Annotated in this window: 17 protein-coding genes and 1 other RNA gene; 8 read left to right on the top strand and 10 right to left on the bottom strand. The window is 63.4% G+C overall.

The features are described from left to right. Positions 1 to 85: 85 nt before the first annotated feature. The gene (locus CK220_RS02050) at positions 86 to 439 is read right to left on the bottom strand and encodes a DUF1304 domain-containing protein (RefSeq protein ID WP_095809942.1); all 354 of its coding nucleotides are present in this window, start codon (positions 437 to 439) and stop codon (positions 86 to 88) included. 148 nt (positions 440 to 587) lie between these two features. Between CK220_RS02050 and CK220_RS02045 the strand changes: the two genes are divergently transcribed. The 3 genes from CK220_RS02045 to CK220_RS02035 are packed head-to-tail and all read left to right on the top strand — an operon-like array spanning position 588 to position 2,924. After that, positions 588 to 2,069: a carboxypeptidase M32 gene (locus CK220_RS02045; RefSeq protein ID WP_095809941.1), complete on the top strand. Its 1,482-nt coding sequence runs from the start codon at positions 588 to 590 to the stop codon at positions 2,067 to 2,069. A gap of 17 nt (positions 2,070 to 2,086) precedes the next feature. Next, the gene (locus CK220_RS02040; protein WP_141245082.1) at positions 2,087 to 2,422 is read left to right on the top strand and encodes a hypothetical protein; all 336 of its coding nucleotides are present in this window, start codon (positions 2,087 to 2,089) and stop codon (positions 2,420 to 2,422) included. Further along, complete coding sequence (locus tag CK220_RS02035; RefSeq protein ID WP_245428919.1) at positions 2,382 to 2,924, top strand: hypothetical protein; 543 nt, start codon at positions 2,382 to 2,384, stop codon at positions 2,922 to 2,924. The genes CK220_RS02040 and CK220_RS02035 overlap by 41 nt, the downstream gene beginning before the upstream one ends. On the opposite strand, the gene CK220_RS02030 is transcribed toward CK220_RS02035, so the two are convergent. Next, a complete protein-coding gene (locus CK220_RS02030; protein ID WP_095810260.1) occupies positions 2,858 to 4,660 on the bottom strand; it encodes an ABC transporter transmembrane domain-containing protein in 1,803 nt (600 codons plus the stop codon). The two genes, CK220_RS02035 and CK220_RS02030, sit on opposite strands and share 67 nt — an antisense overlap. A 205-nt stretch (positions 4,661 to 4,865) precedes the next feature. Here CK220_RS02030 and rpmE point away from each other — a divergent pair, with 205 nt between their 5' ends. Further along, positions 4,866 to 5,087, top strand: coding sequence for a 50S ribosomal protein L31 (gene rpmE, locus CK220_RS02025; protein ID WP_040974396.1), 222 nt, complete (start codon positions 4,866 to 4,868; stop codon positions 5,085 to 5,087). Between the two features lie 167 nt (positions 5,088 to 5,254). On the opposite strand, the gene CK220_RS02020 is transcribed toward rpmE, so the two are convergent. After that, positions 5,255 to 5,893 carry a TetR/AcrR family transcriptional regulator gene (locus tag CK220_RS02020; RefSeq protein ID WP_095809939.1) on the bottom strand — a complete coding sequence of 213 codons (639 nt, stop codon included), beginning with the start codon at positions 5,891 to 5,893 and terminating at the stop codon, positions 5,255 to 5,257. Between the two features lie 108 nt (positions 5,894 to 6,001). Between CK220_RS02020 and CK220_RS02015 the strand changes: the two genes are divergently transcribed. Both CK220_RS02015 and CK220_RS02010 read left to right on the top strand, forming a co-directional pair. Continuing rightward, positions 6,002 to 6,835, top strand: a complete 834-nt coding sequence (locus CK220_RS02015) for an NAD(P)H-binding protein (RefSeq protein WP_095810259.1) — start codon at positions 6,002 to 6,004, stop codon at positions 6,833 to 6,835. Between the two features lies 1 nt (position 6,836). Next, positions 6,837 to 7,313, top strand: a complete 477-nt coding sequence (locus CK220_RS02010) for a DUF1772 domain-containing protein (protein WP_095809938.1) — start codon at positions 6,837 to 6,839, stop codon at positions 7,311 to 7,313. Between the two features lie 33 nt (positions 7,314 to 7,346). Here the strand turns inward: CK220_RS02010 and CK220_RS02005 are convergent, their stop codons facing one another. The 3 genes from CK220_RS02005 to CK220_RS01995 all read right to left on the bottom strand — a co-directional run bounded on the left by CK220_RS02005 (position 7,347) and on the right by CK220_RS01995 (position 8,986). Then, positions 7,347 to 7,679 carry a SelT/SelW/SelH family protein gene (locus CK220_RS02005; protein ID WP_095809937.1) on the bottom strand — a complete coding sequence of 111 codons (333 nt, stop codon included), beginning with the start codon at positions 7,677 to 7,679 and terminating at the stop codon, positions 7,347 to 7,349. A gap of 10 nt (positions 7,680 to 7,689) precedes the next feature. Further along, on the bottom strand, positions 7,690 to 8,439 hold the full coding sequence (locus CK220_RS02000; RefSeq protein WP_067001721.1) for a YebC/PmpR family DNA-binding transcriptional regulator: 750 nt from the start codon (positions 8,437 to 8,439) through the stop codon (positions 7,690 to 7,692). A gap of 223 nt (positions 8,440 to 8,662) precedes the next feature. After that, positions 8,663 to 8,986, bottom strand: a complete 324-nt coding sequence (locus CK220_RS01995; RefSeq protein WP_095809936.1) for a helix-turn-helix domain-containing protein — start codon at positions 8,984 to 8,986, stop codon at positions 8,663 to 8,665. A 51-nt stretch (positions 8,987 to 9,037) separates the two neighbouring features. Here CK220_RS01995 and CK220_RS01990 point away from each other — a divergent pair, with 51 nt between their 5' ends. Both CK220_RS01990 and CK220_RS01985 read left to right on the top strand, forming a co-directional pair. Continuing rightward, positions 9,038 to 9,520 (top strand): SRPBCC domain-containing protein, encoded by a 483-nt coding sequence (locus CK220_RS01990; protein WP_095809935.1) that lies wholly within the window; start codon positions 9,038 to 9,040, stop codon positions 9,518 to 9,520. A gap of 25 nt (positions 9,521 to 9,545) precedes the next feature. Further along, positions 9,546 to 9,935 carry a VOC family protein gene (locus tag CK220_RS01985; protein WP_280952700.1) on the top strand — a complete coding sequence of 130 codons (390 nt, stop codon included), beginning with the start codon at positions 9,546 to 9,548 and terminating at the stop codon, positions 9,933 to 9,935. A gap of 1 nt (position 9,936) precedes the next feature. Here CK220_RS01985 and CK220_RS01980 read toward each other — a convergent pair whose 3' ends face one another. The 4 genes from CK220_RS01980 to ssrS all read right to left on the bottom strand — a co-directional run bounded on the left by CK220_RS01980 (position 9,937) and on the right by ssrS (position 12,513). Further along, complete coding sequence (locus CK220_RS01980) at positions 9,937 to 10,704, bottom strand: TerC family protein (protein ID WP_095809933.1); 768 nt, start codon at positions 10,702 to 10,704, stop codon at positions 9,937 to 9,939. An 80-nt stretch (positions 10,705 to 10,784) separates the two neighbouring features. Further along, positions 10,785 to 11,609, bottom strand: a complete 825-nt coding sequence (locus tag CK220_RS01975) for a YmdB family metallophosphoesterase (protein WP_095810258.1) — start codon at positions 11,607 to 11,609, stop codon at positions 10,785 to 10,787. A gap of 78 nt (positions 11,610 to 11,687) precedes the next feature. Continuing rightward, positions 11,688 to 12,275, bottom strand: coding sequence for a 5-formyltetrahydrofolate cyclo-ligase (locus tag CK220_RS01970; RefSeq protein ID WP_095809932.1), 588 nt, complete (start codon positions 12,273 to 12,275; stop codon positions 11,688 to 11,690). Between the two features lie 82 nt (positions 12,276 to 12,357). After that, positions 12,358 to 12,513: non-coding RNA, 6S RNA (gene ssrS, locus CK220_RS01965), on the bottom strand. Positions 12,514 to 12,641 lie beyond the last annotated feature (128 nt).

Raw genomic sequence — 12,641 nt, 5'->3', positions numbered from 1 at the left:
GGTTTCGGTCCGCGATAGCCGTTCGAGACATGGAAGGGACGATCTGGCGCCCGAGGGACCTGGCCCGAGGGCGTCCTTTTTTCAGTCACCGGCCGAGCCAAAGCGCGATAATGGCAAGCACCGCAGGCAGCGTCTGGACGAACAGGATCTTCCGGCCGACGCTCGCCCCGCCATAGAGGCCGGCTACGGCAACGCAAAGCAGGAAGAACATCTTGATCTGGAACCCCCCGGTGCCGAGATAAAGGCCCCAAATCAGGCCTGCCGCAAGGAAGCCGTTATAGAGTCCCTGGTTGGCGGCGAGCACTTTCGAGGCGCTGGCGAAGTCCGGCTTGAGGTTGAACGCCTTGTGGCCGCGCGGCGTGTCCCACAGCACCATCTCCAGATAGACGATGTAGCAGTGGATCAGCGCCACCAGCCCCGTCAGGATATTGCCGATCATTGTCCCCTCCGCTCGTTGGCCCCAAGCATTGATCACGCAGCGCTGTTGCAAGGCAAGATGGGCTGATCCGGAACGGGCGGATCAGGGTTGCCAAGCTGCGCGCCTTGGTATCTTTTCGCGCCAACCCACTTGCAGCCGGAAATTATCCATGTCCTTCCAAGAACTCGATCAACTCGGCCACAGGCTCGAAGCGCTGGAGCATGCGCTGGCCATCCTCGGCGCCGATGAGGCGACCCACATGGCGGTTGGCGGCGGCGAGAAGCGCGCCGAGGCGATGTCGGCGCTGGCCGGGATGCTGCACGCCCAGGCTACCGCGCCGGAGATCGGCGACTGGATCGCCGCCGCCGAAGCCGAACCGCTGAACGACGAGCAGCAGGCTGCGGTCAAGGAACTGCGCCGGCAATATACCAATCTCACCTGCCTGCCGGTCGAGTTTGTCGAGCGCCAGACCACGGCGCGCATGCGCTCCGAGCAGCTTTGGCGCGACCTGCGCGCCAAGAATGACTGGGCGGGTTTCCTGCCGGCGTTGGAAGGCGTCGTGGCGCTGGTGCGGGAAGAGGCGGCGCTGCGCGCCGAGGCGCTCGGCCTCGCCCCCTATGACGCGCTGATGGAGCAGTACGATCCCGGCAACCGCGCCGCCGACATCACGCCGGTGTTTGTCGTGCTGAAGGCTTTCCTCAAGGATTTCCTGCCGCATGCGCTGGCCGTGCAGGATGCGCGGCTGGCGAAGCATGCGCTCAAGCCGCTCTCCGGCAGCTACGCCGTCGAGAAGCAGCGCGAGCTTGGTCTTGCCATGATGGCGGCGGTCGGCTTCGATCTCACCCATGGCTCGCTGTCGGTGTCGCACCATCCCTTCTGCGGCGGCGTGCCGACCGATGTGCGCATCACCACCCGCTACAAGACTTCCGATTTCCTGTCGGCGCTGATGGGGGTGCTGCACGAGACCGGCCACGCGCTTTACGAACAGAATCTGCCGAAAGCCTGGTCGCACTGGCCGCTCGGCAAGGCACGCGGCATGGCCGTGCATGAGAGCCAGAGCCTGTTCGTCGAAAAGCAGATCGGCCGCAACCCCGCCTTCTGGCGCTGGGCGCTGTCGGTTGTCGAGAAGCATCTCGGCGAACCCTGGTCGCTCGACGACATCCTGCCGCATGTCCATCATGTGGAACGCGGCTTCATCCGCGTCGACGCCGACGAGGTCACCTATCCGCTGCATGTCATCCTGCGCTACGAGCTCGAGCAGGAGCTTGTCTCAGGCCGGCTGGAAGCCGCCGACCTGCCCGAGGCCTGGGACGCCAAGATGCGCGATTATCTCGGCCTGTCGACCATCGACAACCCGGCCGACGGGCCGATGCAGGACGTGCACTGGCCCAGTGCCGCGTTCGGCTATTTCCCGTCCTATACGCTGGGCGCCATGATGGCGGCGCAGCAATGGGCCGCCTTGGGGAGAGAACATCCATTTGCGGACGAAGACCTCGCCAAAGGCGATTTCAGTGCGATCAATAACTGGCGACGCGACAATATCTGGTCGCAGGGCTCGCGCTGGTCGACGCCGGAGCTGCTCGAGCGCGCCACCGGCGAGAAGCTCAACGCCGCCTATTTCACCGAGCATCTGCGCAGGCGTTATGGATAACGCCGACAGAGCACGATTTGATCTTCATACTCCAAAAGCATACATTTTCGTATGAATTGGGCGAGTGCACCGTGGGAATCTCAGTCTCGAAAGAACGCGCCACCTTTTCCATCGCCGCGGACGTAAAAGGTCGGCTTGAGGATGAAGTGCCGAAAAGCGAGAGGTCTCGTTTCGTCGAAAAAGCGATCGATCAGGCGTTGCGTGCAGTCGCTGTGAACCGCCTTAAAAGAATGCTGGATGAATTGCCGCGCAATTCCAGCGCCAAAGGCGAAAGCACCACTGACTTCCTTCGCACCCGGCGCATGAAATGGGATGGCCGTCCGCTTGGCGTTTTCAAAGGCAGCAAGGAATGATCGTCGTCGATGCTTCGGTTTTCGTGAAGCTTTCAAGCAAGTAGACGACAGCGAGGCCGCGCACAACTTGGTCGATCGCATGCTGGAGCAGGGACGGGGCTTTCTCGCTCCATCGGTAGTGCTGTACGAGGCTCTTTCGGCCGCTTTGCATGTCGAATTGCCGCTCACCGTGGTCGGCCAGCTTTTCGATCAATCTCGAGAACTGGGGCTGGCGATCGAAGAACCGACCATGCAGGACTTGGCAACAGCCGAGAAAATCGCGACGTCAGCCGCACCAGGCAATGGTTATCCCACGCTATTCGACGGTATCCATCACGCGATGGCGCTTGAACGTGGCGGCACTTTTGTCACCGCTGACCAGCGCCACATTGCCAAGGGCCGCGCAGTTTGGCGGCGTTGTGCTGCTGGCGGATTGGCAAGCCGGCTGAGGTCTCATTACTCCGCCGCGCCGCGGAAGGCGCTGGCGCCGGTCTCGAACTGCAGCTTGGCGAGCCGCGCATAGGTGCCGCCCTTGGCGACCAGGCTCTGATGCGTGCCTTCCTCGACGATACGACCGCCTTCCATGACGAGAATCCGGTCTGCCTTGAGCACCGTCGCCAGCCGGTGGGCAATGACGATGGTGGTGCGGCCGCGCATCAGCCGCTCCAGCGCCGTCTGCACCAGCGTCTCGCTTTCGGCATCGAGCGCTGAGGTCGCCTCGTCGAGCAAAAGAATCGGCGCGTCGCGCAGAATGGCGCGGGCGATCGCCACGCGCTGGCGCTGGCCGCCCGAAAGCGTCACGCCGCGCTCGCCGACCTGGCTGTCATACCCCTTTTCGAGCTTGCCGATGAATTCGTCGGCAAGCGCCGCCTTTGCCGCCGCCTCGATCTCGGCATCGCTGGCGCCCGGCCGGCCGAAGCCGATATTGTCGGCAGCACTTGCCGCGAAGATGGTCACGTCCTGCGGCACGATGGCGATGCGCTGGCGGATTGCGGCCGGATCGGCCTGGCGCAGGTCGACGCCGTCGATGACGACACGGCCGCTCTCCGGATCGTAGAAGCGCAGGATCAGCGAGAAGACGGTGCTTTTTCCTGCGCCCGAAGGACCGACGATCGCCACCGTCTCGCCGGGCTTCACCTGGAAGCTCAGCCCATGCACGGCGGCCCGGTCGGGCCGCGCCGGATAGGAGAAGGAAACATCGTCGAAGCTGATGGCGCCCTTGGCCTTGGCCGGCAGTGGCTGCGGATTGGCGGGCGACTGGATGGCGGGCTTCTCGGCCAGGATCTCGGTCAGACGCTCGGCGGCGCCGGCCGCCTGCGACAGCTCACTCCAGACTTCCGACAGCGCGCCGAGCGCGCCGGCGGCGAACACCGAATAGAGCAGGAACTGGCCGAGCGTGCCGGCCGACATCGTGCCGGCAAGCACGTCGCGCGAGCCGAACCAGAGCACCGCCACCACCGATGAAAAGATCATGAAGATGGCGAAGAAGGTGAGAAAGGAGCGGGCGAAGACCGACGTGCGCGCCGCCTCGAAGGCGGCCTCGACGGCGGCCGAGAAGCGCCCTGTCACCAGCTTCTCGTTGGTGAAGGCCTGCAGCGTGCGCACGGCGCCGATCTGCTCGCTGGCATAGGCGGTGGCTTCCGCCAGCGTGTCCTGCGCCAGCCGCGACTTGCGCCGCACCGAACGGCCGAAGGCGACCAGCGGCAAGACGATCAGCGGGATGGCGGCCAGCACCAGGCCGGAAAGTTTCGGGCTGGTGAAGACCATCATCGCCACGGCGCCGAGGCCAAGGATGAGATTGCGCAGCGCCACCGACGCCGTGGCGCCGACCGCCGACTTCACCTGCGTGGTATCCGCGGCAAGCCGCGAGACGATCTCGCCCGACTGCGCGCGATCGAAAAAGGCCGGCGAAAGCGTCGTGACATGGGAAAAGACATCGCGGCGGATGTCGGCGACGACCCGCTCGCCGAGCGTGATGACGAAGTAGTAGCGGCTGGCGGACGCTGCCGCCAGCACGGCAGCCATCAGAACCAGTGCGGCGAAATACTCGGCAATGAAGGTGGAGCCCGCCGCCTGGAAGCCGTGGTCGATCATGCGCCGCACGGCCATCGGCAGGGCCAGCGTCGTTCCTGCCGCGACGATCAGCGATATGATCGCGCCGACCGCCAGTTTGCGGTACTGCATGATGTACGGAAAAAGGTTCCTGAGCGGCCGGACCGAGCGCCTGCGCTCGTCACCACTGCCACCGATATCCGCCATGAGCGTTTCCTCTGGCCGTGTGTTGGTCATGCGCTTCAATATGCGCCTGCCGCGGCCTTGTGATTCAATTCCGGCTGATGTATAGGCTCGCCGACCGTTTTAGAAGCCGTGGCTTTTCATTAGCTGCGGCTTCGAGTTTTAAAAAGGGGCGCATCGACGCAGGCCATCGGCCCGTCACCAGCGCCGGCAAGCCAGGAACACGACAATGAAGGCCGATATCCATCCCGACTACCACACCATCAAGGTCGTCATGACCGACGGCACCGAATACCTGACCCGCTCGACCTGGGGCAAGGAAGGCGACACGATGAACCTCGACATCGACCCGACCACGCACCCGGCCTGGACCGGCGGCCAGCAGACCCTGCTCGACCGCGGCGGCCGCCTGTCGAAGTTCAAGAAGCGTTTCGAAGGTTTCGGCCTCTAAACCTCTACGCGTCGTCGCAGATCAAAAACCCGCCTTCGAGGCGGGTTTTTTGTTGGTTTCAGCTCCCTTCTCCCCGTCACTATACCGGAGAAGGTGCCGGCAGGCCGGCGCTCCCACCGCCGGTTTCGCCAATCGCCGACGCTGCGGGAAAACCGGCCAGGTTGTACCTACCCTTCCACCAGTTGCCTCAGCGCCATGCACTTGTAGGCCGCAACCAGCCTGTCGCCTTCCTCCCGGTCGACGGAGATCGCCAGCCGCATGACCGCCTCGCCCATCTGCCAGACGAGGAAAGCCGACGTTTCCAGCGCGACCGGATCGGCACGGGGCCTCAGCCGCTTCAGCACCGCGACCAGGAATCGGGCATTGGCCCGGCTGTCGGCCAGTTCGAGTTCGCGCAGCGCCTTGTCGGCCTGCGTGCCCGACCAGATGTCGCGCATCACCGGTTCGGCCAGGAACATCCCGTAATAGATATCGACCAGCTCGGAAAACGCCCGCTTCAGTCCTTCGGCGTCGCTGACGTCCTTCAGCGCTGACGCGATGCAAGCCTGGCTTTCGGCGGTGTAGCGCTCGGCCAGCGCCCAGACGATCGCCCGCTTGTCGGGAAAGAACTGGTAGAGCGAGCCGATCGACACCCCTGCTCTTTCCGCCACCTCGCCCATGCGCATGGCATCGCTGCCTTGCTCGGCAATCAGCGCCGAGGCGGCGGCAAGCATCCGCTCGACGCGCTCGCGGCTGCGCTGCTGCGTCGGCGCTCGCCGGGCCACGGCGATCTCCTGGTCGGGCTTCGCGGCAACGCTGCCTTCCATGGCTTCCTCCGAAAGATCCTTGAGAACTGGCTTGACTCGCAAAATACGAGGGTTTATCACGTTTTGCAAATGTGAGGATTACTCATGTTAGGAAAAGAGGAAATCGAGATGACTGAGACGACAGGGAAACCGATTTTGATCCTGGGCGGCACTGGCAAGACCGGCCGCCGTCTGGCCGAGCGGCTGACCGCCCGCAACGTCACTGTGCGGATTGGCTCCCGCGCAGGCAAACCGTCCTTCGACTGGCTGGACAGAAGCACTTGGGATGCAGCCTTGGACGGCATCGGCGCCGTCTACATCAGCTACTATCCTGACATCGCGGTGCCGGGCGCCGCAGAAACGGTCGAGGCGTTCGCCAGACTTGCCGTCGAGCGCGGCATCAAGCGGCTCGTGCTGCTGTCCGGCCGCGGCGAGACTGAGGCTCAGCGCGCCGAGGAAATGGTGAAGACCTCCGGCGCCGATTGGACGATCCTGCGCTGCGCATGGTTCTCGCAGAATTTCAGCGAGGGCTTTCTCATCGAATCCATCCTCGAAGGCGAAGTCGCCCTGCCGGTCGGCGCTGTCGGCGAACCCTTCGTCGATGTCGACGATATCGCCGATGTCGCCGAAACCGTGCTGACGGAGCCGGGCCATGTCGGCCAGCTTTATGAGCTCACCGGCCCGAGGCTGCTGAGCTTTGCAGCGGCGGTCGCCGAAATCGGCAAAGCCACTGGCCGCGACATCCGCTATCGGCAGATCTCGCATGCCCAATTCACCGAAACGATGGCTGCGCACAACCTGCCGCCGGAATTCGCCTGGCTGCTCAACGAGCTCTTCACCGAGGTGCTCGACGGCCGCAACGAGACGCTGACCGACGGCGTGCAGCGCGCGCTCGGCCGCCGGCCGAAGGACTTTTCCGCCTACGCAACCGAAACCGCCGCCAGCGGCGTCTGGAGCAACTGAGATGATGAAACTTCTTCCCGCCCTCACCTTTATTGCCGCGATCGGCTCCGGCGTGCTTGGCGGCGTCTTCTTCGCCTTTTCCAATTTCGTCATGGCGGCGCTTGCCAGGCTGCCCGTCCCAGCCGGCATCGCAGCGATGAATTCGATCAACATCACGGTGATTACGCCCGCCTTCATGACAGCGCTTTTCGGCACCGGCCTCATCTGCCTGGTGCTGATTGCCGCCGGCATCATGGGCTGGAGCCAATCGGGCTCGTACTGGCTGCTTGCCGGCGCCGTAATTTATCTCGTCGGCAACCCGATCGTGACCATGGTCTTCAACGTACCGCTCAACAACGCGCTGGCCGCCGTCGACCCGGCCAGCAGCACCGGCGCCGCCGTGTGGGCGAACCATCTGAGCCAATGGGTGATGTGGAACCACGTCCGCACCATCACCGCGATCGTGGCGATGGCCTGCTTCATTCTGGCGCTGACTTGAAGAGAACGGCCAGCGAGTACAAAGAACCCCGCCTCAGGCAGGGTCTGTCTTCTTGTGCGTTTTGCGGTCGGCGTGTCCCAGGTCACGCTCCGGGTCGATGATATCGCGGACCAGCTGCTTGAGCTTCGCCGCGTCCGGAAAACCGCCGTCGCGCTTGCGCTCCCAGATAAGCTGGTCGTTGCAGGAGATCGTGAAGATGCCGCCGGTGCCTGGCACCAGCGTCACCTCGCCGAGATCGGTGCCGAAGGTCGACAGAAGCTCTTGCGCCATCCAGCCGGCGCGCAGCAGCCATTGGCATTGCGTGCAGTAGGTGATGCGGATGGCAGGCAGCGGCTTCTCGCTCATGTCGGATTGAGCTTCGCTCATATGTCAGCGATCAGGCCGCGCTGAGCTTGGCCATCGTTTCGTCGTCGACCTCGAAATTGGCGTACACGCTCTGCACGTCGTCGTCGTCCTCGAGGGTGGCGACTAGCTTCATCAGCGACTGCGCCCGTTCTTCATCGACCGGGACGTTGTTCTGCGGCTGCCAGATCGGCTTGACCGACTCCGCCTCGCCGAGCGCGGCTTCGAGCGACTTCGATACCTCGCCGAGATTTTCGAAGCTGCAATAGACGGTGTGGCCTTCCTCGTCCGACTCCACATCGTCGGCACCGGCCTCGATCGCGGCTTCCATGACCTTGTCGGCGCTGCCGGCCGAAGCGGGGTAATAGATCTCGCCGACACGGTTCCACATGAACGACACCGAGCCGGTTTCGCCGAGCGCCCCGCCGGCCTTGGTGAAGGCGGCGCGCACATTGGACGCCGAGCGGTTGCGATTGTCCGTCAGCACCTCGACGATCAGCGCTACGCCGCCGGGACCGTAGCCTTCGTAGCGCACGGCTTCGTAGTTCTCGGCATCGCCGGCAGACGCCTTGTTGATGGCGCGCTGGATGTTGTCCTTCGGCATCGACACGGCCTTGGCGTTCTGCACCGCAAGGCGCAGCCGCGGGTTCATCGCCGGGTCCGGCGTGCCGGTCTTGGCGGCGACGGTGATTTCGCGTGCCAGCTTGGAAAACATTTTCGACCGCACCGCGTCCTGGCGGCCCTTGCGGTGCATGATGTTCTTGAACTGCGAATGGCCAGCCATGGCACCCCTGTCGTGTTCGGCTAGAGCATTTTTCTGCCGGGCGCGATCACCCGGCATCGGCAAATGCTCGAATCTAAAATTTCAGAACGCTGCAAGCATGCCCTGCGAAGGCCGGCGGCGCTCTCTGTCGGAATGGCCGGCTTATAGTTAAATCGGCTCAATTCGTCCAGCCGGACCGTCGACCCTGACGGCGGGCAGACGAGATTACCCTTGCAACGCGGCATCATCCCTCCAGATCCGATTTCAGCCGGTCGAGGATGCTGATCGCGTGGCCGGCATATTGGCTGATCCAGCGGTCGTGGATCTGCTTGATCGGCAGCGCGTTGAGATGGTTCCAGCGCTCGCGCCCCTCGCGCCTCGCCACGACCAGATCGGCCTCTTCCAGCACCTTCAGATGCATCATGACCGTGCAGCGGTCCATGTCTGGGAAAGCCTCGCAGAGCGCCCCGGTGGTCTGCGGCTGATCCTTGAGCCGATCGAGCAGCTCGCGCCGGCGCGAGTGCGCCAAGGCCTTGAAAATACGATCTTCCGAGGTTTGGCTTGACATGTTATATTCCTATAACATATCGTTTCGGGCGGCAAGGAAGGAGCTGTGGATATGTCTCTTGGATTCAGGATTTCCGGACGCATCGGCAAGCCGGTCGCCGAGGTCTTCGACGCCGTGATCAACCCGACGAAGCTCAGCGGCTATTTCACCACCATTGGCGGCGCCTCCGCTCCACTGGTCGCCGGCACCACCGTCACCTGGTGGAAAACGGTGCCGGTCGAGGTCGACGAGGTGATCAAGGACAAGCGCATCGTGCTGCGCTGGGACGCGACCGACACTGAAGGCAAGCCGGCCTACAAGACGCGCATCGAGATGAATTTCGAGCCGTTGGACGACGGCGGCACCTTCGTCACCATCGCCGAGGCCGGCTGGCACGAAGGCGAGATCGGCCTTAAGAAATCCTACCTCAATTGCGAGGGCTGGTCGCAGATGCTCGCCTGCATGAAGGCCTATCTCGAATACGGCATCAATTTGCGCGACGGCTACTATCGCGCCGAGATGAAAGGCGAGCCGGCCAACGAGACCAACATTTGACCCCCTCTGAGCAAGGAGGCCGGCCGTGAAAGTAACGCCGTTTCTGATGTTCGAAGATGGGGCCGAGGAGGCCATGACCCTCTATTGCGACACCGTTCCGGAAAGCCGCGTCGTCGACCTCACACGCTATGGCGCCGGTGAGGACGGACCCGAAGGGACGCTCAAGCTGGCCCGCGTCTTGATCGGCGGCACGGAGGTCATGGTCTTCAACAGCCCCGTGCATCACGCCTTCACCTTCACGCCGTCGTTCTCGCTCTTCGTCGACTGTTCCTCCGAGGAGGAGCTCGATCGCATTGTCGGGGTGCTGGCCAAGGACGGCGCGTTTCTGATGCCGACCGGCAATTACGGCTTCAGCCGCCGTTTCGCTTGGCTCAACGACCGCTTCGGCGTTTCCTGGCAGATCAACCTGCCCTAGCTTAGTGCCCGCCGCCGGACCGCTGCTTCTTTCGACGCCGCGCCAGCATGTTGAGGCCCTCGACCAGCGCGGAAAAACCCATGGCGGCGTAGATGTAGCCCTTGGGCACGTGATAGCCCATGCCGTCGGCAATCAGCGTCATGCCGATCATCAGCAGGAAGCCGAGCGCCAGCATGACGATTGTGGGGTTCTTGGCGATGAAGTTGGCGAGCGGCGTCGCGGCCAGCATCATCACGCTCACCGCTACGATGACAGCGATGTACATGATGGCGATCTCGTCGGTCATGCCGACGGCGGTGATGATGGAATCGATCGAGAAGACGAGATCAAGCAGCAGGATCTGGAAGATCGCGCCGGCCAGGCTCATCTGCAGTGTGCCGCCCACCATCGAGTCCTGATGATCCTGCGGATCGACCGTGTGGTGGATTTCCTTGGTCGCCTTCCAGACAAGGAACAGGCCGCCGGCGATCAGGATCAGGTCGCGCCAGGAAAAGCCATGCCCGAACGCCGTGAACACCGGCGTCGTCAATTGCACGATGATCGAGATCGTGGCGAGCAGCACCAGCCGCATGCCCAGTGCCGCCGAGATGCCGAGTTTGCGGGCGCGGGCGCGCTGCGCTTCCGGCAGCTTGTTGGTCAGGATCGAGATGAAGATCAGATTGTCGATGCCGAGCACCACCTCCAGCACCACCAGCGTGAGCAGTGCGATCCACGCTGTGGGATCGGAGACAAAGGCAAAGTGCGGCGCCAGGAACTCGACAAGCTGCATGGAGGTCGTCCCCTCTACGATCTAGAGCAGTTTTCACGGGTTTCGTCGCCAGTTAGGTACGACCGGTGCTCATATCAATGTCACGACCAGAAGGACGGCGCGGTTTCCTCCAGTCTCGGCCCGCGGCGAAACGGCGCGATCTTCTCGGCGAGCCCGGTGCGGTCGGAGAGTTCCACGCCGACGCCGCAGAGCGTCGCCGGTCCATTCGCCGCCTCGAAGCGGCCCTTCGGCACTTTCGACAGGAAGCGGTTGAGCGGCTCTTCCTTGTCCATGCCGAGCGAGGAATCATAGTCGCCGCACATGCCGGCGTCCGAAATATAGGCGGTGCCGCCGTTGAGTATCTGATGATCGGCGGTCGGCTGGTGCGTGTGGGTGCCGACCACAAGGCTGGCGCGGCCGTCGACGAAATGCGCGAAGCACATCTTTTCCGAAGTCGCCTCGGCATGGAAATCGATCACCGCCGCGTCGGCCTGCTCGCCAAGCGGACAGGCGGCAAGCTCGCGCTCGCCGGCCTGGAACGGGTCGTCGAGCTCGGGATGCATGAAGACGCGGCCCATGATGTTGGCGACCAGCACGCGCGCTCCGTTCCTGGCGATATAGACGCCGGAACCGCGCCCCGGCGTGCCCTTCGGAAAATTGGAGGGGCGCAGGAAGCGCTCCTCGCGCGGCGCGAAGACCAGCGCGTCGCGCTGGTCCCAGACATGGTTGCCGGTGGTGACGACATCCGCGCCCGCCGCGATCGTCTCGCGAAATATCTCTTCGGTGATGCCGAAGCCGCCGGCGGCGTTCTCGCCGTTGACGATGACGAAGTCGAGCTTGAAGTCGGAGATCAAGCCCGGCAGCTGTTCCCACACCGCCGTGCGCCCAGTTTTTCCGACCATGTCGCCGAGGAAGAGAAGTCTCATACGATCCCGCGTCGAAAGTCCGCCAAGCAAAAGCTGCATGACTTTCCGCAAAAGATCATGCGTTTCTCAACCGCTTTTCTACAATTGCGGCGTGAACCGGCGCAACCCGCTCTCGGTGAGTATTTCCGGGATGATCACGTCGTGGTTTTCATCCGGCACCATCGAAACCTCCTGGCAGTCGAAGGCGATGCCGACCAGCCGTGGCGTCAGCCCCTTGTCGGCCAGCCTGGCGATCGCCCGGTCGTAATAGCCGGCGCCGTAGCCGATGCGGTGGCCGCGCGCGTCGAAAGCCGCGAGCGGAACAAACATGAGCGAGGGGTCGAGCTCTTCGGCCTCCTCGTGCGGTCCGACCGTGCCGAAACCCATCTCGACCATTGGCGCGCCGCGCACCAGCTCGCGGAAGACGATGGTTGTCTTGTCGAGGATCGCCGGGAGGCAAAGCCTGGCGCCTTTCTCGCGCAGCGCGAACATCAGCGGCCGCACATCGACCTCGGAGCGCATCGGCCAGAAGCCGGAGACGATCTGGCCCGGTTCGACGGCGATCTGGTCACGCGCCGTCTCGGCCATTTCGAGCGCGATCTCGACCCGCCAGAATTCGTCCAGCGCATCCCGCCGCGCCAGAGCTTCCTTGCGAAGCTGTTTTTTCAGGTCTTTTGTTGAGGTCATGCGCAGACGTTAGAAAAGGTCGTATCCGGACGAAGTTGCAGGAGCGACGCTTTCTACCGCATCAATTTCAAAAACGGGAGAGTGGCGATCCACACAACCGGTGGAGAGGTCGATCCCGGGTGCCTACAAAGTAGGTGGGCGCCGTGTGAGAAAACCCACGGGTCTTCCCAGGGACAGCTCCCTAAGGATCGATAAGGCCCCGGGGATAAGTTTCTCCGGCCGGGAAGCGCAGACCGCCAAAACCAATATAGGCCGATGGTTGAGCGAGCGCCAGAAGGACACCGGTCCAAGCGCCGGCAAAATTTGCGTCGTGGGCCTTGCGGCGTTGCTACGCCTTGCACAGCCTGGGCAGCGTCCTTACGGTCG

The organism is Mesorhizobium sp. WSM3860 (assembly GCF_002294995.1).
Lineage (GTDB): Bacteria > Pseudomonadota > Alphaproteobacteria > Rhizobiales > Rhizobiaceae > Mesorhizobium.
This window is presented reverse-complemented; position numbering and strand designations above follow the sequence as displayed.